We start from the raw sequence: 21,195 nt of genomic DNA, 5'->3' as shown, positions 1-21,195 counted from the left end.
CTCAAGATGAGATTTCCCATTCCTATATGGAAGTAAGACCCCTGAGAGATGATCAGGTAGATAGGCTGGAAGTGGCAGCGTTGTGAGACGTGAAGCGGACCAGTACTAATCGGTCGAGGACTTAACCAAGTAGAGTTGGTGTTCTCAAAAGAAAATGAATTGATAATATCTAGTTTTGAAAGAAGAAGTTCTTTCAAAGTGTAGTGGCGATAGCCTGAAGGATACACCCGTTCCCATGCCGAACACGGAAGTTAAGCTTCAGCACGCTGATAGTAGTTGGGGGATCGCCCCCTGCGAGGATAGGACGTCGCTACGCGGTTTTGGAGGATTAGCTCAGTTGGGAGAGCGTCTGCCTTACAAGCAGAGGGTCACAGGTTCGAGCCCTGTATCCTCCATTTGAGCCGTTAGCTCAGTTGGTAGAGCATCTGACTTTTAATCAGAGGGTCGACAGTTCGAGACTGTCACGGCTCATTCGCCTTCGGGCGTTTGGCAATTAGATATTGAACGGATACTGGCTATGCCGACTTAGCTCAGTTGGTAGAGCACCTGTCTTGTAAACAGGGGGTCGGAAGTTCGAATCTTCTAGTCGGCATTTTGCGGAAGTAGTTCAGTGGTAGAACATCACCTTGCCATGGTGGGGGTCGCGGGTTCGAATCCCGTCTTCCGCTTCGTACCGAAAGGTACTTAGCATTAAACATCATTTTGCACCCATAGCGCAACTGGATAGAGTGTCTGACTACGAATCAGAAGGTTGTAGGTTCGACTCCTACTGGGTGCATTTTAACGGGAAGTAGCTCAGCTTGGTAGAGCACCTGGTTTGGGACCAGGGGGTCGCAGGTTCGAATCCTGTCTTCCCGATTAAATAAATAAATTTTATTTAACACTTCGCGGTGTAGCTCAGCTGGCTAGAGCGTTCGGTTCATACCCGAGAGGTCGAGGGTTCGATCCCCCCCGCCGCGATTTAGACTTGAACTGGACCTTTAGCTCAGTTGGTTAGAGCAAACGGCTCATAACCGTTCGGTCGTAGGTTCGAGTCCTACAAGGTCCATCACCAGAGGGCACTTGTATGTGTTATTTATGGAGGATTACCCAAGTCTGGCTGAAGGGAACGGTCTTGAAAACCGTCAGGTGAGTAAAATCACGCGAGAGTTCGAATCTCTCATCCTCCTTTTATATTATCGCGGGATGGAGCAGTCTGGTAGCTCGTCGGGCTCATAACCCGAAGGTCGCAGGTTCAAACCCTGCTCCCGCAATTTGGTCCGTTGGTCTAGTTGGTTTAGGACGCCTGCCTGTCACGCAGGAGATCACGAGTTCGAGTCTCGTACGGACCGTTACCATATTTGGTTGTCTGAGTATGGTATTCATAACTTCTGAATGGTTAAATGGCTCGGTAGCTCAGTCGGTAGAGCAATGGATTGAAGCTCCATGTGTCGGCGGTTCGATTCCGTCCCGCGCCATTAAATATATCTCATTATATTGCGGGTATAGTTTAGTGGTAAAACCACAGCCTTCCAAGCTGTTGTCGCGAGTTCGATTCTCGTTACCCGCTTTATATGGGCCTATAGCTCAGCTGGTTTAGAGCGCACGCCTGATAAGCGTGAGGTCGATGGTTCGAGTCCATTTAGGCCCATTATGGAGAAGTACTCAAGTGGCTGAAGAGGTGCCCCTGCTAAGGGTATAGGTCGCGGAAGCGGCGCGAGAGTTCGAATCTCTCCTTCTCCGTTTAGTTATGACCCGTTGGTCAAGTGGTTTAAGACACCGCCCTTTCACGGCGGTAACATGGGTTCGAATCCCGTACGGGTCATTGTTTCACAATTTAATATTATCGCGGGATGGAGCAGTCTGGTAGCTCGTCGGGCTCATAACCCGAAGGTCGTAGGTTCAAACCCTACTCCCGCAATATTTGGTCCGTTGGTCTAGTTGGTTTAGGACGCCTGCCTGTCACGCAGGAGATCACGAGTTCGAGTCTCGTACGGACCGTCCATGAAAGTCTTCCTGTGGGGGAGGCTTTTTTGGTGTCTAATGAGAAATGCTAATCGTTCAGTATCATTCGCGTCCATCAGTCTATAGTGGGTTGGTAACATGCGGTTATTTGGTGCTTACGCTTAGAGCGTGGAAGAAATGACCCGTCCTCAAAATCGAGGACGGGCCATTTCTTTTTTAATCTAATTCAATACGGTCAGTTATTTGGTACTTACGGCTCTGATGTGATTCATACAATTTACTGTGTTTGTTGCAGATAGTGGCTGAGCTTACGATCATGTGCGTAGATGTAGAGACCCTTAACGCCACGTTTCATTAAAACATTGATGGAATTCAAGATAAGACGTTGCTTAATGGCGGTGAGCTCTTGCGGGTCCGTCAGGTCATCACGGCGTTTGAATGCCTCAGCATCCGTGTAGCGGTCGAGGTGAATGACCAGGTGTTCTTGGTCATCTAAGCCAACTGGTGGGCCTAAGATGATACCGACGTAGTTGAGGTCAAATCCCTGACAGGTGTAAATGGACCCGACTTCATCAATGGTTTGGGGTAACTCTGCCCAGGGCGTGGCCGTGTAGTTGTACTGGTCCCAGGGAAGATGAAAAGTCCCCTCCGTAATGTAGTGCTTACCGCCATCCAGTGTGGAAGGGTAGCCAGAGGTCGAGACGATACGCGATAGGCCGACTTCCTGGTTACGAGCTACAATGGCCTGGCGCATGGCTTCTGCATCCGTAAAAACCCGCAGATCATAGTCTTGTCCGCCGGATTGGGGTAGGGGCCGCAGCCGTTGGTGAGTGAAATCATTGATCCAGCTGACCAGGTCGTCATTGGCCTGCATGCGAAATTGATGCGTTAGGCGATAAGTTTCGTGGGGGACTGGTGCCATCAGTGCTTCCAGTCGCTGTTCCGTCCAGTAGCTCTTGAGGCGCAGCACCTGGGTCTCGTCAAAGACCACAATGATGACTTTGGCCGTGGCCATGAGGGCGGTCAACTGGTTCTGACCATAGAAATTATTGTAATGATCCGGTTGTGAGAGTAACAAATGGGCCTCGTCAATGACCAACACGTCGGCGTGCCGCTTTCCCTGACTGATTTGATTGATCAGCGAAGTGGGGCGCTGAATGTCTTTTTTGAAAAGATGGGGTTGCTGACCCGCAATTTCGCGGTATACCTTGAGAATCTCGGGGTGGTTGACCAAGAAGTAATTTTCCGTTCCAGCCAACGGACTGGCCGATTGTGTTCTGGCGGCTTCTTGAATGCGATTGAAGAGGTGGGCTAAGACCACACTTTTCCCCGTTCCCGCGTCGCCATAGACGGCAAACATGGCTGGACCGGGTTGGTTCAGGTGCGTTGTTGTAAAGTTAAGAATTCGGTCGACTAATTGCGTCTGGGCCGCAGTTAACGGCAGTAACGGTGAGAGCTTAGCCGTTGCCGCATTTGAATCAGCAGTGAACAAGTCACCACGACCTTTCTAAACAGAATACGCCCATTGTACCGCGAATGTCGCCCTGACGAAACCGTTGTGGGCAAGAAAAAAGCCGGAACAATAACGTTCCAGCTACGGGTACAATTATTTTTCGTCGGCCGTCACTTGGTGATATGACGCGCTGTGGAAATGATTGGCGCTGACGGCGTACGGATCGAACGGCGTGAATGCCGGTGAGTGCCGCCACAGTGCGTAGGCATCACTATCCGACCAAATGGTGAGCAGGACGTACTCGTTGGCGTTCTTTGCCTTGGTTAACACGTACATTGCGGTCATACCACTCGGGAGACCGTTACTAGCCAAGCGGTTGGCCTTGGCATCAAAGACCTTCGCCGTGTCTTGATCAAACGTGAAGTATTTGAAGCTGAAGAAGCCTTGCCACTCAGTCGACCCTTGGTGGAGTTGGACGCGATACGTCAGGCCACCATTGAAAACGGTCGGTTGACCCGAAACATCGACCAGCTGCAGGCCTTCATCGGCGTCGGACCCCGCCATGAGAATCATTTTCCGGTCGGGATTCTCCGCGATGATCTGGTCTAGCAGGTCTTTACTACCAAAAGTTGTTGCTAATTCATGAAGCATGCTCATCCCTCCTGACTAGTTTGTTACCTTTATTATAAGGTTCTTCTGAAAAAAAGCGAAACGTTTACACTTTTGAATGGTCGCGCTAAACTGAAGATAAACCGTTTAGGAAAGGATGATTCTTGTGAAATTAACTGTGTTGGGGTGTTACGGGGGTTATCCCCACAATGGCGTAGGGACCAGTAGTTACCTGCTGACTAGCGGGGATTACCATTTGCTGGTCGATTGTGGGAGTGGGGCGCTGCTGGCCTTAGAGAAGGTCTTAGACCCCTTGCAATTGAATGCGGTGTTACTGACTCATTATCATCACGACCACACGGCTGACGTCGGTGTTTTGCAATACTTGTGGCAGTTGAAGGCGGGGAAACGGGCCGAACCGGTCTTGCCGATTTATGGGCACACCGCCGATCCGTTGAATTTTGGGGCCTTGACTTGGCCGAATGCCACAGTTGGTCAGGCTTATGATCCGGCTAAGCCCCTGCAATTGGGACCATTTACCATTGACTTTTTGCCAACGCATCATCCCGTGCCCGCCTATGCCCCGCGTATTACTGAGACGGCCACGGGGGCGACGTTGGCCTTTACCGCTGATACAGCCGCGTTTGCCGGCCTGGCTGAATGGGCGACGGGAGTGGATGTCTTGTTGGCAGATACCAACTTCTACGCTGACCATCAAGGACCGGCTTGGCATCTGACCTCTACGCAGGCGGGACAATTAGCCAAGCAGGCCGGGGTCAAACGCTTATTGCTGACGCATTTACCACAAACGGGGGATTTGACCCAGCTGGGACGTGAAGCCCAGGTCGCTGCGGGCAGTGCGACTAAGGTCAGTGTTGTTTCAGCAGGTACTATTTATGATATCTAATGATTTTTATTCGAGAAATATTAATTGCTTAAAACCGATTAATTACCGAAATGGTGTTTATTGGCAATGAATTAATGCAATAATAGGCAAATGGGGTAAAATTGTGAATTAAATATTTTTAAGAAAAGTCTTTCTTTTTCTCATAAATTCTGTATAATAGAGCTAATCAAACAAATCTATTGACCGTGAAGGAGGAAAAGAATATGACTGTTACGCTTTACACCTCACCAAGTTGTACCTCTTGTCGCAAAGCCCGTCTGTGGTTCGAAGAACATGGTATTGCGTACCGTGAACAAAATATCTTCTCCGAACCCTTGACGATCGACGAAATCAAATCCATTTTACGTTTGACCGAAGATGGCACGGAAGAAATCGTGTCGACGCGTTCCCGGGTCTACCAGGAATTGACCGTGGACCTCGATGATTTACCACTCCGTGACTTATACAAATTAATTCAAACGCACCCCGGCATCTTGCGGCGGCCTATCATGGTCGACGACAAACGCCTACAAGTGGGTTTCAACGAAGAAGAGATTCGGCGTTTCTTGCCCCGGCAAGTCCGCGCATTAGAACTCCAACGCGCCCAGCGACTCGTAAATGGCGCAAATTGAGCTTAATTAGTTGCATCTGACCGGATTTGTGAGAAAATGTTACTTGCAGTCCGGTTTTTTGGTATGATGACTTTACAAGCCGGTAAAATAGACTAAAATGAGTATCAAGGACAATACCCAAAACCCACGAGAAAGGGGTGTTATTCATGGAAATGGAACGAATCAATGAAAACACGATTCGGGTGGTTATTGGTAATGACGACTTGAGTGAACGCGGCATTACGGTTTTAGACCTGCTCGGTAACCACAAACAAATCGAAGGCTTCTTCTATAGCATTTTGGAGGAAGTCGACGTTGATCACCAATTCCAAGACAACGACGCGGTAACCTTCCAAGTTTTGCCGAACCGTAACGGTCTGGAGTTGTTTATCAGTAAGAATACAGACGAGGATGATGCCTCGACTGACGACAACCAGGGCGACGCTAGTGTCGATAGTGCTCACCCCGATCAAGTGTCGGATCAAATTAAGGAACGCTTGATGGAAACGGATGACCCACAGGAGTATATGAAACACCTGCAGACGTCGACAACCAGCGATTCCAATGATATTGAAGATTACTTGAACGACAAGGGTCAGCCAACGACAACGCGGGTCGTGAAGCTACATTCATTTGAAGACATGATCAGTGTTGCTCGCGTTTTACGTTTAGAAAATGCAGCGTCAAACCTGTATCTTTACAATCATGATTACTATCTGGAATTGATTTTCTTCACCAACGAGTCTTCTTTTGAATCGATCAAGGACGAACTGGCCGTGGCGTACGAATACGCTGAACGGACCAAGGTGGCACCAGACGTGTTGGCAGAACATGGGCAGTTGATTATGGAACACTCTGCACTTGAGCTGACGCGGTTTCACTTTTTGAGTGATTAATCGGAACTGATAGGAAATAAAAATGCCGGTATATCAGCATTCTTGAGCTAATGGTTTCCTATGATTTCTGATTTTTCCTGGAAAAAGTACCAGACAATCAAAAAGTTACGTTATTCATCTAAATATTGTTTCTTTTACGCCGAACTCCTTCTTGCACAAGGAGTTCGGCGATTTTTTTGACCTCACTTCTAAACAGCCCAAAAAAGTGACTAGAAAATTTTATCCAAATTACAATATGGCACAATCTTGGATACATCTTTCTGGTAAGAACAAGAAAATGATTAATCGTTCTGATATTGTCATGCTTAGCCATGAGTTATTTGAGTCAATCATCATGAAAAGCGATAATTTGCCATACAATATTGCTCTCGCAAAGACAAATAAAGTATATACGTTGAAAAATTAAAGAGGGAGGGACGGCTTCATGATTAGTCTTTGGCTTCAATCAGATGATGGCAATATTGTTGATTATTTATATCAAGCAGAGGAGGGAAAGAAGGGACATGTATTATGGAGTCGAAAACACCATGGGTTAAAATTTTTGGATAACTATATTGATGGTTATCCAAAATCGTTTCGTGAAGGAATAAATATGGTTCTTGATGAAATGAGTAAGAAAGATGATTTCCCTGAATATAAAATTATACCGTTTTTTTAAGGGGATTTATCATAAATAGAGCCTATAGATTGCTGCTACATCAATACATGAATTTGATTGAATATATTTAAGAAGTCAATCGTTCGCTATTTGCTGTATAATCGGCTTTTTGGTATGGGAATTTAATCATGAAAATAAAAAAAGAGGAAGCGATATCCTCTTGGAGAAACTATTCGATAGCTTTGTGATGGCTAGTATAAAGGGCTGATGATTTCTTCCCACCCCAATAGCTGGTGAGTCGAAGTGATTTCTTTGTACGTTTCATCGTATCGACATGGTATTGGGTTCCACCTATGGTTGTTTTTGTATGGACTTTATAAACACCATGTCCTTTGCCTATAACATAGCGAACTGTTTCCGGGTATGTATCAGATTGAGTCATTCCCGTCCAAAAGCTATACTTATAACCGACGTAAGTATAGGCATGCTCCCAAGTCTTCCCGTTGATATGTTCCCAACTGAGATGTTTTTTCCAGTTTCCACGTAAGGCTTTGGGCAAGGTTGAGTAAACTTTTGCATTAGCCGTAGTGGGGGCAGCAGACAGTCCTAAGTCAAGCGAGACCATTGCTAGACCAATCATCAAGATGTTCTTTTTCATGTTCTTATCTCCAATTCATGTTCGTTAAAAATAATGATAGTAATCTTAATAACTTACCTGTTCTGGGATCTGAAATGATCGTTCGTTTCTAAACAATCTAGCGATAGTAACTATGCCAGAACGAGTTCATAGTGATCTTATGGTGATTTTAATACTTCAAATGAATAAGATCAGATGAATGGGTACTTTTGAAACGATAGGACTTGTGGCCAACGTAGCGCCATTTTACCCGCGTGCTTTTTTCACCACTGTAACGGATTGTGTGTTTGTGAATACGAACGCCTTGGCTATGATTGTTGCGAGCGTACCAACGACCCCGCAGCTTGGCTGGAATAGCCGAGGTGTGCCAGGATGATGCTTGAGCTGAAGTGGGGGTACAAAGTAGTGCCAAAGAAAGGCTGGTCAACGCAATGCTTCCGGTAACAAATCGGTTCATAATTTCACCTCCTTTTAAAGTATAGCACTGCGGAAAAGGGGGAATTTAGGGGTAATGTTAGTGTATTTGGAAAACCACACAAACTGTCAACGAAATTCTCCTCACATTTTAATAAATGGAATAATATTTTAAACCATGAATTGCTTAGTGGACAATTTATGTGGGACCCTAGCTTGCCGCGAGGGTAACGAATCCGTTACTGGCTCCTAACATTGGCCGGTCGTTATTTTGACGCCAACCTTGGTTGATTGCTAGGCGGGATGTCTCACCCAATTTCTACAAGTTGTGACACCCCCTAAGTGAATCGCTTGAAATTCCCCCGTCAAATATTAAAATTAGGGGTGTTAAGTATACGGATGGAGTGGAAATGAAAAATGTCGTTAGCGCAACTGGAAGCGGTGTTGTTAGGAATTACCGGCGTGGCCGTGGTCGTTTTGATTGCGACCATTGCCATTTATTTTTGGTATTCCCGTAAAAGTGCCAACAACTATCTGGAAAACCATGAGATTGAATTACGCTACTTCATCCAAAAACAAGTCGACTTTCGCGGCCACACCACCGGGTACGAATGTCTTCTCCGGCAGCACAACGCCGATGGTTCTTGGTCGCTACCGCAACAGTTAGATTCCTTACCCTTGCAACGGGTGATTTTTTTACTGGAAGATACGTTCAAGTCATTGCCCACGGAACCCATCACGTTGTCCATCAACCTGGAATACGACCAAATCGTCAGCCCGGACTTTCGTTACTTTGTGCGCTGGGCAATCTCTAAAATCACACCGATGTCGTTGGCGGTGGAGTACACGGCCAATCATCAAGACCACATCAACAAGCGCCTGCTGAGTCGGCGCATTCGCGAGGCCCGGTCGTACGGCATGCGGTTTGACGTCGACAACGTCGGGTCAACGCTGGCTAATTTAAAAAGCGTGGAATGGCTCTTACCGGAAGTGGATTCGCTGAAATGTTCCATGCGCAGCTTTCGCAAGGAGGACCCATCGGTGTGGCTGGACCTCAACCTCCAATTTTGGAACAAGCTCTCGCAAGACAACGACATTCAACTGATCCTCATGGGCGTGGAAAATGAGGCCGACGAGCAATTAGCAGAACAGTTAAAGATTCGGGTGCGGCAAGGGTATCGCTTTGGCCGGCCCATGAACCCACAGGAGGCACGGCATTAATGGCCAAAAAGAACACGAAACAGCAATTGTATACCGATGAATACTTTGAAAAAGGCCACTGGGGCAAAAAAATTTGGCAAACGCTGGTCGCCATCTTCGGTTGGATCTGTGTGGTGATTCCAGTCGTGATCACGGTCACAGCATTTTGGGCCGTCTATGATCCGCGTGTGCCCCATCTGTGGTCGTATCAAGAGGGTATTTTTGAGATCAAATTCATTGGCATCTTACTGCTGTTTGCGTTTGTCATGGTCTCACTGTTTGCGGTGGGGATGACCATCATTCAAAACCGCAAGCGTGACCGCGTCGTGGAGCAGTGGCCGACGTTTAATCCCATCAACCAAAAGAAACGGGAGACTGAACTCGAAAAGTTCATGGACGACCGCTTCGGTGATGAAGACTTTCGGCACAATGTTCGGACGTATCAGGTCAAGCCGGAACAAAATCTCGATACGGATCAGATTCAGAATTTATACCGGAAACATGATTTGAATGACTTGGATGACAAATAGGGGGCTAACATGTTCAACGTTTTTATTGATAGTATTTTAAAAGCCACCTGGGGCCAGACGGTGGGAAATATTTTCCTGCTGATTCTGTGTTTGTATCCGGTCATTGGTTCGTTTTTTTGGTTTGCGGGGGCGCTGTCGTACCGCTTTTTGAAGACCAACAAGCGTGACACCGATTGGCACGAGATTCCGGCCGACCAGCAGCCGATGATTACCATTATGATTCCGGCTCATAACGAAGAAGTCATGATTGAAGAAACCATCACCTACTTGTTTGAGCAACTGAACTACAGCAATTTTGAGATATTGGTCATGAACGATGGGTCGACCGACGATACCGGCGCCATCATCACGCGCTTACAGCAGAAATATCCGCGGCTGCGGACGGTAGAAATCCTGAAAAATAAGGGCAAGGCCCACGCATTCAATATCGGCATGTACTTTGCCAAGGGCGAGTATATCCTCAGTAACGATGCCGATACGATTCCCGAGCCGGACGCCTTGATGAAGTATATGAATTTCTTCATGCGGGACCGTGACATGAACACGTCGGCGGTGACCGCCAATATGGACGTGCAGAACCGCTCCAGTCTCTTGGGCAAATCGCAGACGGTCGAATTCACCAGCATTGTCGGCGTTATCAAACGTAGCCAGACCGCCATCAACGACTCCATGTACGCTTACAGCGGAGCCAACACGCTCTACAAGAAGGATTTTTTGATCGACGTCGGTGGTTTTCGGCAAAATCGCGCTACTGAAGACATCAGCATTGCCTGGGATCACCAGATGATTGGTGCCGTGCCGCGGTTTGCGCCCAACGTCATCTTTCACATGAACGTCCCAGAAACGTTGCGCGACCTCTACAAGCAGCGGAAACGTTGGGCGCAGGGGGGCACCGAGGTTTGGCTGACCAATATTAAGAAGTTTTTACTGCATCCCATCGAACATCGCTATCAGATTTCCATGTTTGTGGATTCCACCTTGTCGATTATCTGGTCTTTTTTCTTCACACTCACCTCGATTGCCTTTCTGGCGACGATGGGCTACTTTTTGGTGACCGGCGATTTTGAACGCGTCATTCACGGTATCGTGATTTCCTTTATTTTTGTGACCTTTGAACTATTCGCCGGCTTCATGCAACTACTGGCGGCACTGTTGTTGGACCATCACGGCATCAAATTGAAATACATGCTGTTTGCGCCGCTATACATGCTGTTTTACTGGATGGTCAATCCGCTAACGGTGGTGATGACCTTCATTCCGGCACTGAAGACGATTTTGGGCTTTGGCTCCGGTACCTGGGTCAGTCCTAAACGCAAGTCGCTACAGAAAAAGTAGCTGCTATAGTTACTAACTGAAAGTTGAAAGATGAAAATCGGCTAGAAACATTGTCACCGCACGACTTATGGTGTAAAAATTAGTCGTTTACAGCCTCGTAGCGTGTACTGGCCGCCTACCGTCCGCCAACTATGGTTTGGAACGCGGTGGGCGGACCGGACCGAGCCTAAGAAGCGGTCTCGGCCTCGCTTTGAGCCAGAAATCACGTCTCAAAGACGCCAGTTGTCTAAGCGGCATGAACCGCGCCGCTAAGACAACTCCCACGGCTGAACCCATATTTGGCGGACTCTCGGCTACAGGAATGCTTGCCAGTAGAAATTGGCTTAGCCCCATGTAGTAGCCAATTTTAGTGGACAGAACACTGACATTCCGGGAATTACCGCGTCAATGCTACTTTCAATCTCTTTTTACTAACGAATTGACGCGGGAATTTGTAACCGGGTGGGAGCGGTTCTTTAGAATTTTTTAAAAATAAAAAATCGGCATCAAGCTTGCTGGGGATGGTCCCGGTTTGCTTGGTGCCGATTTGTCTTGGTGGTTAGGTCAGTTACGGTGGTGAAACGTGCCCAGACAGGCCACTCTTGTCACCGCCGCTCAATTGCCAGCAGAAATGGTGGCGTGTGAACCTGGTTGATAAAGCCGTAACGCAGGACTTGGTAGGTCTTTTGCGGTAATGCTTGGCAGAAGTCGACCACGGCATTGCGTTCAGTAGCGCCGCCGGGATGACCGGCGTACACGACCAAGATGATGCGCCCGCCGCGGGGTAAGTGCGGCAACAGGGCCTTTACGGCGGCCAAGGTCGTTTCTGGACGGGTGATGACGGATTTGTCACCACCGGGTAGGTAACCAAGGTTAAAGATGGCCGCGGTCACCGGTTCGTCAGCCGTCAGGTACTCGGCCACGTGTTCATGGCCGGTGGCGTGTAGCTCGACTGGCTGACCGAGACCCGTCAACTGTAATTGCTGTTGGGTCTCGTCTAGCGCGGCTTGCTGGATATCAAAGCCGATGACCCGGCCGGTCTTGCCGACTAAGTTAGCGAGAAAAATCGTGTCGTGGCCCTGACCGACCGTTGCGTCGACCACGGTGGCGCCAGGCCCGACGACTTCAGACAGCAGCGTATGGCTATAAGTTAAGGCGTTGGGTAAATTCATTTATAAAACATCTCCATAACGAGTTAAAAACCATTGACTCAAGGTTAACAAACAAAAACCTAATGACCAGCCACCCAACACGTCGGTGGGGTAGTGCACGCCGACGTAAATGCGCGATAGGCCGATGCAAACGATCCATAAGCTTAAGACGAGGACGACGAGTCGCCGACGCCACGGTCGTTGTCGCAAGGACCAGCCCAGCAAAATGATGAGCGATCCCCACAATAACATGGCCGTGATGGAATGGCCACTGGGAAAACTGTAAGAGCTGGCTGCGACTAACCGGTCAACCGTGGGGCGCGGCCGTTGAACTAGGTGTTTGATCAAGCTATTGCCGATACCGGCCCAGACCAGTACGTTGAAGGCTAAGAATAAGCCGCCTCGGTAACGCCGCGCAATGACCAGCGCCGCCACTAAGAGTAGCGTTATCCAGGTCACGGGCTTAGGGTCGCCCGAATGCGTGACGCCAATGATGATCTGGGTCAAGCCGTTTGGCAGGGGATGTCGGACCCAACCAATGATGAGCTGGTCTAAGGCGTGAATCCAAGCTTGCTGCGTGGCAACGCCGAATAAGTCGATCAAAAAGAAAATCCCCGCCGCCCAGGTGAAGCGCCAACGGGTCTGTGAAATGGTCATCAAATGGTGACCTCCTATATCATGATTTTAATAATTTCAGTATAGCACAGGGTTCAGACAGTAATCGTGAATGGGCGCGAATGTTAGGCTTACTTAGGAAATGGGCGGCGGCCGGTTTACTTTGAAGTCTGGCAAAACCACCAGTCTTCAAAGTCGCTCACCGCGTTCCAACCTATAGTTGGCGGACGGTAGGCAGCCAGTCCGAACCACGAAGCTGTAAACGACAAATTTTTACGTTATGAGTCGCGTGGTGACAATCTTTCTAGCTGATAGTTGTCTTTCAACCTTCAGGCCGCTAAACTAAACCCTTGGTTTTTCCCAAAAACCGGGGCCGGCCCCTTGCTTTTCCCTAGGGGGTTTGCTAAGATGAAAACAATCTGATTAAACTAAGACGTTGACGAGAAGTAGTAGTTTGACGGGGTATTCAGCAAGCGGATGGTCGCTGTGAATCCGTTGCCCAGTGAAACGAACTTGTCTCTGAGTCTTCTCCGCTGCAAAGTGGGCGTTTGGCGACGTTATCAGCCGGAATGAGCCTCGGTACAAGACCGGGGAAATGTAGGTGGTACCGCGCTAACACGCCCTACAGAAGCTGTTTTTGGGCTTCTGGGGGCTTTTTTTGTGGACACAATGAGAAAGGGAGCGAAGAATTTGGCATACGAACACCAAATTATTGAACGCAAGTGGCAACACTACTGGCGGGTCAACGAAACGTTTAAGACCGCTGACAACCAGACAAAACCGAAGTATTACGTGATGGATATGTTCCCATACCCATCCGGTCAAGGACTGCACGTGGGACATCCAGAAGGTTACACCGCGACGGATATCATGGCCCGCTTGAAGCGGATGCAAGGCTTTAACGTCTTACACCCAATGGGCTGGGATGCCTTTGGTCTGCCCGCTGAACAATACGCCTTGAAGACGGGGCACAACCCTAAGGACTTCACCGCACACAACATCAAGAACTTCAAGCGGCAGATCCGGTCACTGGGCTTTTCGTATGACTGGAGTCGCGAGGTCAACACGACCGACGAATCCTTCTACAAGTGGACCCAATGGATCTTTGAACAAATGTACAAGAAGGGTCTCGCTTACGAAGACAAAATCATGGTCAACTGGGCACCCGACTTTATGGGCGGGACCGTTGTGGCCAATGAAGAAGTCGTTGATGGTAAGACGGAACGGGGCGGCTACCCGGTTTACCGCGTGCCAATGCGCCAATGGGTCTTGAAGATCACGGCGTACGCTGACCGCTTGTTGGATGACCTGGATGATTTGGACTGGCCAGACAGTATCAAGGAAATGCAACGCAACTGGATCGGCCGTTCTGAAGGGGCCAGTGTTTTCTTCCCAGTTGACGGGCAAGTAGACACTAAGGTCGAAGTCTACACGACGCGGCCAGACACGTTGTTTGGGGCAACCTACATGGTCTTAGCCCCAGAACATGCATTGGTCGATCAAATCACCACACCAGAACACGCTGACGAGGTCAAGGCTTACCAAAAGGCCATCGACAGCAAGTCTGATTTGGAACGGACCGATTTGAACAAGGACAAGACCGGGGTCTTCACCGGGGCATACGGCATCAACCCATTGAGTGGCAAGAAGCTGCCTATCTGGATTGGTGACTACGTACTGTCATCTTACGGGACGGGGGCCATCATGGCCGTTCCTGCCCACGACGATCGGGACAATGAATTTGCTCAGAAATTTAACCTGCCAATCGTCCAAGTCATTGCGGGCGATGACGACACGGATGTGCAAAAGGCAGCTTACACCGGCGACGGCAAGCACATCAATTCCGACTTCCTGGATGGCATGAACAAAAAAGACGCGATTGCGGCAGCCATTGACTGGCTGGAAGCCCACAACGCTGGCCACAAGAAGGTCAACTTCCGCTTGCGGGACTGGATCTTCTCTCGGCAACGTTACTGGGGTGAACCAATTCCGGTCATTCACTGGGAAGATGGCGAAACGACACTGGTTCCTGAAGACGAATTGCCGTTGAAGTTGCCAGCAGCTAAGCAACTCGAACCATCTGGGACTGGTGAAAGTCCACTGGCCAACCTGGATGATTGGGTCAACGTCGTGGATGAAAACGGTCGTAAAGGGAAGCGCGAAACCAACACCATGCCGCAATGGGCTGGGAGTTCTTGGTACTTCTTGCGTTACGTTGATCCACACAACGACCAAGCTATTGCCGATCCTGACAAGCTGAAATACTGGATGCCAGTCGACTTGTACATCGGTGGGGCGGAACACGCCGTCTTGCATTTGCTGTACGCCCGGTTCTGGCACAAGTTCCTGTACGACCTGGGTGTCGTGCCAACCAAGGAACCATTCCAGAAGCTGGTCAACCAAGGCATGATCTTGGGGACCAACCACGAAAAGATGTCGAAGTCCAAGGGCAACGTCATCAATCCTGATGAAATCGTCGAGAAGTTCGGGGCCGATACCCTGCGCCTGTACGAAATGTTCATGGGGCCACTGGAAGCTTCCAAGCCGTGGAGCACGGAAGGTATCAATGGGTCCAAACGTTGGCTCGACCGCGTTTGGCGCTTGATGATCGATGACAATAACCACCTGCGTGACCGGGTCACGATGATCAACGATGGTCAGTTGGATAAGATCTACAACCAAACGGTCAAGACGGTCAGTGAGGACTTAGAAGCCATGCGGTTCAATGTGGCCATTTCACAACTGATGGTCTTCGTCAACGAGGCTTACAAGGTCGACAGTCTCCCATTGATTTACATGGAAGGCTTCGTTAAGCTGATTTCACCAATCGTGCCGCACATCGCCGAAGAACTCTGGTCCTTGATGGGTCACGATGACACGATTGCCTACGCCAAGTGGCCAACCTACGACGCCAAGCAATTGGTCGAAGACGTGGTCGAAATGGTCGTTCAGGTCAACGGTAAGGTTCGGGCGCACTTAAAGGTCGCCAAGGACGCTGCCAAGGATGACATTGAGGCACAAGCATTGGCGGACGACACGGTCAAGACCCATACGGATGGCAAGACGATTCGTAAGGTGATCGTGGTTCCCGGCAAGCTGGTCAACATTGTTGCGAACTAAATCACAGTAATTTAAAAGTGTCAGTCACTTTCCGAACGGATGGTGGCTGGCACTTTTTGATTGGGCATGCGGATGGGGTGCGGCATAATGGGGATACTTGGGCGGGGATGTCGGCTTTCAATTTAGAAAAATCGTGCTGGCTACGCAAGGGTAGTCGGCACGACTTATTTTGTGATGAGTTGATTAAATCGGTTGAAAGTAGCATTGACGCGGTGATTACCGGCGCCGGTGCCGGACAAACGTGAAGAAGTGCAGGATGCTGGCCAGCAAGACGTAGAAAATCACGACAAACGTGGCGTAGGTCAGCCAGAACTTACCGGCCGCAAAGACGCCGAACCACCAGGCCTGCAAGCCCATGGTAATTAGGGCCATGACCGCAATCATGAAGAAGAGCAATATGTAACGTTTCAAGGTGTTATCATCCTTTCGTGGCCGGTCAGCAATCTTGTGTCCCCAACGCTGACATTCGGCGAGCTTTTCTGGCCGCGGAGCGTGGTCGCCGCCCCAGGTGCCGGTCCCGACAAATTCGCCGACTTTGATTAGACCGGCGCCCGTCAAGATGCGGTCGATTGTGACGAAGGTCTGGTCGGTGATGCCGGTGAAGAAGTTCTCGGTCGAACTAATAAAACAAGTCGTCATGCTCAGATAGTGCTTATCCTTGTATTTACCGGGCAACGTATCCGCCACCGAATTCATTCGAACTAGTCGGAAACGCATGCAGTCGAAGAATTGCTTCATGACGCCGGCCATGCCACCCCAATAGGTGGGCACACAGATAATCCAAAAATCACTGGCGGCCATTTTGGCTTCAATCTCATCTAGCGCCGGGCAGGGCTGTTCTTTGGTGTCCGGGTAAATGTCATAGTCGCGCAGAAAAACAGTCTCGACCTCGGCAGAATCTGGAAGAGCCGCGATCACCGCCTGCAGGTAGCCGGCCGTGATACCATGCCGCTCGTGGCTGCCTAACAATGCCAAATAACGCAAACGAATCGCCTCACTTATTTAAGATTTTTGGACGGCAACCGGGAAAATCTCCCAAGCTGTAAACCGCCCATCACCCAAACTGGTTGATACCTCAAGTATAACGCATTCATTTCCCGAAAAACGGCTCAACCGTGAACTTAGCGGGTGATAACCCAAATGTCCGGTAGCAACTGGGGTGACCTTGAAGCTAGCAGGTCGACCAGTAACGCCACACTTAGAGCCGAGTGAGAGCAAAAAAGCCAGCAACCGCTGAACACGGCCACTGACTTCTCAAGTATCAGCAAATAAATCTTACAGAATTTCGGTTAAAATGGCAAAGAAGCGCTGACGGAAAGTGTCTTCTTGCCCTGATTTCGAGAGTTGGTAGTTCAACAGATGACGGTCGAATTCGTGGAAGAAGACGCCAGCCATCGTTTGATAATCACTATCATTGGTTTGATCGATTCGCTTGAAACTCCGCCACGTTGAGTAGATGAGTTGGGCGTTAGGAATCTCGGCTAACTCTGGAAAGTGCGCTCGAATACTCTTGGTCATGGTCACGACTTGTTTTGCCCGTTCTGGTGACATCTGCATCTTTGGTGCTGTGGTGGAACCAGCTGTTGCTTGCGTCATATTGGCATTCCTCCTTGAATAATTGTTGCTTCTCGACTACTTCCAGCATACCACTGTTTCACAAGTTCCGTTAAGCTGGACGCTGAGATTTTTTGGGAAAAGGGCAAATCTTTACCGAAACCTGAGAAATAGAACGGAAATCCTATGTTATAATGTTTGTTTGATTAGCTTGTAATGAACATGTACGGCTGAATTTAGAAAGTGAAAGTAGGGTGTCAAATGGCGGCAAGGTCAGATCAAACGGGTAATCAAGGTAGCGCGCAAGACCAAATGGTTGCCGGATCAGCGTGGATGACAGCGGGAAGTATTTTTTCCCGGATTCTCGGTGCGGTTTATATTATCCCCTGGAATATTTGGTTCGGGGCCTTCTATCTGCAAGGTAACGCGCTGTATGGTAAGGGCTATAACATCTACAGTTTCTTCCTGATTGCGGCGATTGCGGGAGTGCCTTCCGCGATTGCCAAGCAAGTGGCCCATTACAATGCCTTAAATGAATACGGCATTAGTGTGCGGCTGTACAAACGGGGTTTGGAAATTGCCCTGGTTACGGGAGTCTCGATTGCGCTACTGATGTTCTTTGGTGCACCGCTCTTTACCGGCGGGGACCAACACCTGATTCCGGTGCTGCACTCGTTGGCGTGGGCTATCCTGATCATTCCCACGATGAGTCTGACGCGGGGGTATTTCCAAGGCTTCCAGCAAATGGCACCGTCCGCGATTTCACAGTTTGTGGAACAATTGGTCCGGGTCATCTACATGCTGCTGACAGCCTTCGTGATCATGCGGGTCTTAAAGGGCAACTGGGTCACCGCAGTGTCACAATCGACGTTTGCCGCAGCCATTGGGGCCTTGGCCGGATTGCTGATCTTAGGCGTTTACTACTGGCGCCGGCGGCAGTATTTCCGCGGCTTAGTTGCCAATAGTAACAACGAACTGGTCGTGCCAGCCAATCAGTTGTATAAGGAAATCATTGCGCAGGCTGTCCCATTCATCGTCTTGGGGGCCGGCATCACGATTTTCCAGCTGATCGACCAGTACACCTTTGCACCCATCATGCACCTGGCTGGGACCTACACCGACGCGCACTTGAACGACTTGTTCGCGTTATTTGGGGTCAATGCCAACAAATTAATTATGATTACGATTTCCCTGTCGTCGGCACTGGCAGTCACGGTGGTCCCGTTGCTATCAGAATCTTACACGCGGGGCAATAAAAAAGAAATTTCTGCACAGCTATCCAACGCCTTTTTGATGTTTGAGTTCGTCATGATTCCCAGTGCGTTGGGGATGGCAGCCATCGCCAGTCCACTGAACCTGGTCTTTTACGGCCGATCACACGCGGCTTTGGCGGCCTCAATTCTGGCATTTTCGTCTTATCTGTCGATCCTGCTGGGCCTGTACACGGTCGTGTCGGCCCTAATGCAAGGTATCTCGCAAAATAAGCGGGCGGTGCGCTACTTCTTAGTGGGGACTGCCGTGAAATTTGTCGTGCAATGGCCACTGGTCTACTTTATGGGCGCCTTTGGCCCACTGATTGCGACGGGTATCGGCTTTACCGTGACCTGTTATCTCATTATTCATTCACTGGACCAACAATTTGGCATTAACTTTGCGCACATTGCGAAAAAGACCAATGGTATCTTGCTGGTATCGTTGGGGACCTACGCGTTAGCGCGGTTGGTGGCGTGGTTGGGGGCCTTCAGTGGCAGCCAGGGACGGACGATCAATTTCTTAATCGTGATGGTGTCGGTCATCGTGGCCGGGTACTTCTACGTCTATGTCGTGTTACGGACGCGGTTGGCCGATGCTATCTTAGGACCACGGGTCGCTGGCATTCGACGCCGGTTGCACATTCGTTAGGGGGCATTGGAAATGAACATTGAACGCTATTTAATCGCCCATCGCCAGGGGACGCCCGGCCAAATCTTTCGGTTACTGCGCCAAGGCCGAGTCACGGTTGACGACCTGGTCGTTGATTCGCCGCGGACCGACGTCACCGGTGACCAACAAGTCCGAGTGGACGGGGTCGCCGTAACGGGGCGCCAACCCCAGTACTTAGTCTTCAATAAACCAGTTGGCTTTGCCTTGAATTTGGAGCCAACGGGTCAGCGCAGCCTGGGAAGCCTGTTGAATCCGCTGGACCAGCCACGGTCGCTAAAGGCCTTGGCTGATTTGCCCCAAGCGGCAGTCGGACTAGTCTTGGCCAGTGATGATGAACATTTCTTGACGGACGTTGCCCAACAGAATTGGCGCAGCACGCTTCAAATCGTGTTGGCCGGACTGACGGCGCCCAAGTTACCCACGAATAGCGCGTTTCAAGCCGTGACTAGCCAAACGGATAAAGTCCGCCAAACCACAACGGTGTCCATAACGACCACTGATGTGTTGGCCGGCGTCAGGACGCTAAACGACTTAGCCAACGCCAATGAGCCGGTGGTGCGCACGCAGTTGGGACCGTTCGTCTTACCAGTCGATTTGGCTGTGGGGACTTACCGCGGATTGTTCGCTAGTGAAATTGACGCTTTAAATGGGCCGTTGGACCCGAAAACTGAATAAGACAAATCCCTTGCTGATGACCAGAAAGTTGTGGTCACCATCAGGGGATTTTTAATTGGTCAGTATTTAAGATTGCGCGCCTTCGTGGGCCTTCATGAACCGTGGCAGGTCAGCGGCGATTTGACTGGGTAAGACCACGTATTGGGTCTTGGCGAGTTCCTCAGCAATGGCGCTGTGGGTGTAAACGGCGGCACATACGGCTTGATCCAAGGGGGTGAATTGCGCGGTGAACCCGCCAATCATCCCGGCTAACGTGTCCCCCATGCCGCCGGTAGCTTGCGCGGGCGTGCCTAACGGATTGACGTAGGTCTGCGTAGCCGTGTAGATCTCGGTGCGGTGGGACTTGACCACGACTGTGGCGTGTAGCCGGTCAACGGCTTGACGATTGGCCGCTGGCGTTTGTTGTGCGATGGCAATGCCGCTGAGTCGCTGCCATTCCATCTGATGTGGTGTAAAAATCAGGTGGGCTTGGGGCAAAGCCAGTTGATGTTGGGCGACCAGCGTGATAGCGGAGCCGTCAATCACCAACGTTTGCTGGGGCGTTACCGTCCGTAAGACGTCGGTCAGGACCTGTAAGGCGGCCTCATCCGTCCCCAATCCGGGGCCAATGACCACGACATCGGTGCCTTGTACCAACGCGTGAGTTTGGGGCACGTCGGCGATATCGGCAAACATGGCTTCGGGTAGCCGCGCGTGCAGGCTGCCTTGGTTGCTGGCGTCGGTGATGGTGGTGACCAACCCCGCGCCCGCATACACGGCGGCGGCACTGGCCATCAAAATGGCACCGCCAAAGTTGCGGTTGCCACCAATCAGTGTGACCCGCCCATAGGTGCCCTTATAACTATCAGCCGGTCGCTGCCGAATCGTGCTCGTGAGAATTTTATCCGTTAAGGTTTCCATGAAAAAAGCCTCCTCATTTTCTCTTTTAGTATAGCACGCTACCCGTCCAGGCGAGACTTAGGGTGAATTGTGATTTTTGGCGATGAAATCGGCTTACATTTGGCGGGCGGTATGCTAGAATTATGCTAGGGTTAGTTTGAAAACGCTTTTGATTTGAAAAAATAC

At 49.9% G+C, this 21,195-nt stretch carries 19 protein-coding genes, 18 tRNA genes and 2 rRNA genes; 30 read left to right on the top strand and 9 right to left on the bottom strand.

Annotation, left to right across the window (positions count from 1 at the left end; genetic code table 11):
• From EKM83_RS03695 to EKM83_RS03600, 20 genes are all read left to right on the top strand, one after another.
• A 23S ribosomal RNA gene (locus EKM83_RS03695) occupies nucleotides 1-129 on the top strand; the annotation flags it as partial.
• Nucleotides 130-199: 70 nt separating this feature from the next.
• Nucleotides 200-316, top strand: a 5S ribosomal RNA gene (rrf, locus tag EKM83_RS03690).
• A 6-nt stretch (nucleotides 317-322) separates the two neighbouring features.
• A tRNA-Val gene (locus tag EKM83_RS03685) sits at nucleotides 323-395 on the top strand.
• A 3-nt stretch (nucleotides 396-398) separates the two neighbouring features.
• Nucleotides 399-471: transfer RNA gene (locus EKM83_RS03680), tRNA-Lys, on the top strand.
• A 48-nt stretch (nucleotides 472-519) separates the two neighbouring features.
• Nucleotides 520-592: transfer RNA gene (locus tag EKM83_RS03675), tRNA-Thr, on the top strand.
• Between the two features lie 4 nt (nucleotides 593-596).
• Nucleotides 597-668 (top strand) — tRNA-Gly (locus EKM83_RS03670).
• 36 nt (nucleotides 669-704) lie between these two features.
• Nucleotides 705-778 (top strand) — tRNA-Arg (locus EKM83_RS03665).
• Nucleotides 779-784: 6 nt separating this feature from the next.
• Nucleotides 785-858: transfer RNA gene (locus EKM83_RS03660), tRNA-Pro, on the top strand.
• Between the two features lie 28 nt (nucleotides 859-886).
• Nucleotides 887-960, top strand: a tRNA-Met gene (locus tag EKM83_RS03655).
• 14 nt (nucleotides 961-974) lie between these two features.
• Nucleotides 975-1,048: transfer RNA gene (locus tag EKM83_RS03650), tRNA-Ile, on the top strand.
• A 31-nt stretch (nucleotides 1,049-1,079) separates the two neighbouring features.
• Nucleotides 1,080-1,169 (top strand) — tRNA-Ser (locus EKM83_RS03645).
• A 10-nt stretch (nucleotides 1,170-1,179) separates the two neighbouring features.
• Nucleotides 1,180-1,253: transfer RNA gene (locus EKM83_RS03640), tRNA-Met, on the top strand.
• Nucleotides 1,254-1,256: 3 nt separating this feature from the next.
• A tRNA-Asp gene (locus tag EKM83_RS03635) sits at nucleotides 1,257-1,331 on the top strand.
• A 53-nt stretch (nucleotides 1,332-1,384) separates the two neighbouring features.
• Nucleotides 1,385-1,457, top strand: a tRNA-Phe gene (locus EKM83_RS03630).
• Nucleotides 1,458-1,478: 21 nt separating this feature from the next.
• Nucleotides 1,479-1,549 (top strand) — tRNA-Gly (locus EKM83_RS03625).
• Between the two features lie 6 nt (nucleotides 1,550-1,555).
• Nucleotides 1,556-1,630: transfer RNA gene (locus EKM83_RS03620), tRNA-Ile, on the top strand.
• A gap of 4 nt (nucleotides 1,631-1,634) precedes the next feature.
• Nucleotides 1,635-1,722 (top strand) — tRNA-Ser (locus tag EKM83_RS03615).
• A gap of 9 nt (nucleotides 1,723-1,731) precedes the next feature.
• Nucleotides 1,732-1,804, top strand: a tRNA-Glu gene (locus EKM83_RS03610).
• A gap of 22 nt (nucleotides 1,805-1,826) precedes the next feature.
• Nucleotides 1,827-1,900 (top strand) — tRNA-Met (locus tag EKM83_RS03605).
• 5 nt (nucleotides 1,901-1,905) lie between these two features.
• Nucleotides 1,906-1,980: transfer RNA gene (locus EKM83_RS03600), tRNA-Asp, on the top strand.
• A gap of 241 nt (nucleotides 1,981-2,221) precedes the next feature.
• On the opposite strand, the gene EKM83_RS03595 is transcribed toward EKM83_RS03600, so the two are convergent.
• Both EKM83_RS03595 and EKM83_RS03590 read right to left on the bottom strand, forming a co-directional pair.
• On the bottom strand, nucleotides 2,222-3,436 hold the full coding sequence (locus tag EKM83_RS03595) for a DUF2075 domain-containing protein (protein WP_125575277.1): 1,215 nt from the start codon (nucleotides 3,434-3,436) through the stop codon (nucleotides 2,222-2,224).
• Nucleotides 3,437-3,550: 114 nt separating this feature from the next.
• Nucleotides 3,551-4,048 carry an antibiotic biosynthesis monooxygenase gene (locus EKM83_RS03590; RefSeq protein WP_125575276.1) on the bottom strand — a complete coding sequence of 166 codons (498 nt, stop codon included), beginning with the start codon at nucleotides 4,046-4,048 and terminating at the stop codon, nucleotides 3,551-3,553.
• 124 nt (nucleotides 4,049-4,172) lie between these two features.
• On the opposite strand from EKM83_RS03590, the gene EKM83_RS03585 reads away from it, so the two are divergent.
• From EKM83_RS03585 to EKM83_RS03570, 4 genes are all read left to right on the top strand, one after another.
• Nucleotides 4,173-4,913 carry an MBL fold metallo-hydrolase gene (locus EKM83_RS03585; protein ID WP_125575275.1) on the top strand — a complete coding sequence of 247 codons (741 nt, stop codon included), beginning with the start codon at nucleotides 4,173-4,175 and terminating at the stop codon, nucleotides 4,911-4,913.
• A 203-nt stretch (nucleotides 4,914-5,116) separates the two neighbouring features.
• Nucleotides 5,117-5,524 (top strand): transcriptional regulator SpxA, encoded by a 408-nt coding sequence (gene spxA / locus EKM83_RS03580; RefSeq protein ID WP_125575274.1) that lies wholly within the window; start codon nucleotides 5,117-5,119, stop codon nucleotides 5,522-5,524.
• Nucleotides 5,525-5,670: 146 nt separating this feature from the next.
• Complete coding sequence (locus EKM83_RS03575) at nucleotides 5,671-6,399, top strand: adaptor protein MecA (protein WP_125575273.1); 729 nt, start codon at nucleotides 5,671-5,673, stop codon at nucleotides 6,397-6,399.
• A 424-nt stretch (nucleotides 6,400-6,823) separates the two neighbouring features.
• Complete coding sequence (locus EKM83_RS03570) at nucleotides 6,824-7,057, top strand: hypothetical protein (protein ID WP_125575272.1); 234 nt, start codon at nucleotides 6,824-6,826, stop codon at nucleotides 7,055-7,057.
• A 169-nt stretch (nucleotides 7,058-7,226) separates the two neighbouring features.
• Here EKM83_RS03570 and EKM83_RS03565 read toward each other — a convergent pair whose 3' ends face one another.
• A complete protein-coding gene (locus tag EKM83_RS03565) occupies nucleotides 7,227-7,655 on the bottom strand; it encodes a hypothetical protein (protein WP_125575271.1) in 429 nt (142 codons plus the stop codon).
• A gap of 148 nt (nucleotides 7,656-7,803) precedes the next feature.
• The gene (locus EKM83_RS03560; protein WP_125575270.1) at nucleotides 7,804-8,091 is read right to left on the bottom strand and encodes a hypothetical protein; all 288 of its coding nucleotides are present in this window, start codon (nucleotides 8,089-8,091) and stop codon (nucleotides 7,804-7,806) included.
• Between the two features lie 374 nt (nucleotides 8,092-8,465).
• Between EKM83_RS03560 and EKM83_RS03555 the strand changes: the two genes are divergently transcribed.
• From EKM83_RS03555 to EKM83_RS03545, 3 genes are read left to right on the top strand one after another with little or no spacing between them, the layout of a single operon-like run.
• A complete protein-coding gene (locus tag EKM83_RS03555) occupies nucleotides 8,466-9,269 on the top strand; it encodes an EAL domain-containing protein (RefSeq protein ID WP_125575269.1) in 804 nt (267 codons plus the stop codon).
• A complete protein-coding gene (locus EKM83_RS03550; RefSeq protein ID WP_125575268.1) occupies nucleotides 9,269-9,778 on the top strand; it encodes a hypothetical protein in 510 nt (169 codons plus the stop codon). Before EKM83_RS03555 ends, EKM83_RS03550 begins: the two co-directional genes overlap by 1 nt.
• A 9-nt stretch (nucleotides 9,779-9,787) precedes the next feature.
• Nucleotides 9,788-11,113: a glycosyltransferase family 2 protein gene (locus EKM83_RS03545; protein ID WP_125575267.1), complete on the top strand. Its 1,326-nt coding sequence runs from the start codon at nucleotides 9,788-9,790 to the stop codon at nucleotides 11,111-11,113.
• 584 nt (nucleotides 11,114-11,697) lie between these two features.
• On the opposite strand, the gene EKM83_RS03540 is transcribed toward EKM83_RS03545, so the two are convergent.
• Both EKM83_RS03540 and EKM83_RS03535 read right to left on the bottom strand, forming a co-directional pair.
• Nucleotides 11,698-12,264: a class I SAM-dependent methyltransferase gene (locus EKM83_RS03540; protein ID WP_125575266.1), complete on the bottom strand. Its 567-nt coding sequence runs from the start codon at nucleotides 12,262-12,264 to the stop codon at nucleotides 11,698-11,700.
• On the bottom strand, nucleotides 12,265-12,900 hold the full coding sequence (locus EKM83_RS03535; RefSeq protein ID WP_225418611.1) for a phosphatase PAP2 family protein: 636 nt from the start codon (nucleotides 12,898-12,900) through the stop codon (nucleotides 12,265-12,267).
• A gap of 648 nt (nucleotides 12,901-13,548) precedes the next feature.
• On the opposite strand from EKM83_RS03535, the gene leuS reads away from it, so the two are divergent.
• Nucleotides 13,549-15,978 (top strand): leucine--tRNA ligase, encoded by a 2,430-nt coding sequence (leuS, locus tag EKM83_RS03530; protein ID WP_125575283.1) that lies wholly within the window; start codon nucleotides 13,549-13,551, stop codon nucleotides 15,976-15,978.
• A 216-nt stretch (nucleotides 15,979-16,194) separates the two neighbouring features.
• On the opposite strand, the gene EKM83_RS03525 is transcribed toward leuS, so the two are convergent.
• Both EKM83_RS03525 and EKM83_RS03520 read right to left on the bottom strand, forming a co-directional pair.
• Nucleotides 16,195-16,962 carry a flavodoxin family protein gene (locus EKM83_RS03525; protein ID WP_125575264.1) on the bottom strand — a complete coding sequence of 256 codons (768 nt, stop codon included), beginning with the start codon at nucleotides 16,960-16,962 and terminating at the stop codon, nucleotides 16,195-16,197.
• Nucleotides 16,963-17,253: 291 nt separating this feature from the next.
• Nucleotides 17,254-17,574, bottom strand: coding sequence for a hypothetical protein (locus EKM83_RS03520; RefSeq protein WP_125575263.1), 321 nt, complete (start codon nucleotides 17,572-17,574; stop codon nucleotides 17,254-17,256).
• Nucleotides 17,575-17,793: 219 nt separating this feature from the next.
• Between EKM83_RS03520 and EKM83_RS03515 the strand changes: the two genes are divergently transcribed.
• Entirely contained in the window at nucleotides 17,794-19,434 is a 1,641-nt protein-coding gene (locus tag EKM83_RS03515; RefSeq protein WP_125575262.1) for a putative polysaccharide biosynthesis protein, read from the top strand.
• A 12-nt stretch (nucleotides 19,435-19,446) separates the two neighbouring features.
• On the top strand, nucleotides 19,447-20,130 hold the full coding sequence (locus EKM83_RS03510; protein WP_125575261.1) for a pseudouridine synthase domain-containing protein: 684 nt from the start codon (nucleotides 19,447-19,449) through the stop codon (nucleotides 20,128-20,130).
• Nucleotides 20,131-20,196: 66 nt separating this feature from the next.
• Here EKM83_RS03510 and EKM83_RS03505 read toward each other — a convergent pair whose 3' ends face one another.
• Nucleotides 20,197-21,030, bottom strand: coding sequence for an NAD(P)H-hydrate dehydratase (locus tag EKM83_RS03505; RefSeq protein WP_125575260.1), 834 nt, complete (start codon nucleotides 21,028-21,030; stop codon nucleotides 20,197-20,199).
• Nucleotides 21,031-21,195: the final 165 nt, after the last annotated feature.

It is taken from the genome of Levilactobacillus angrenensis, assembly GCF_003946085.1.
In the GTDB taxonomy this organism is placed as follows: Bacteria; Bacillota; Bacilli; order Lactobacillales; family Lactobacillaceae; genus Levilactobacillus; species Levilactobacillus angrenensis.
Note: the sequence above shows the minus strand (reverse complement) of the source record. Positions and strands in the feature narration are given on the sequence as shown.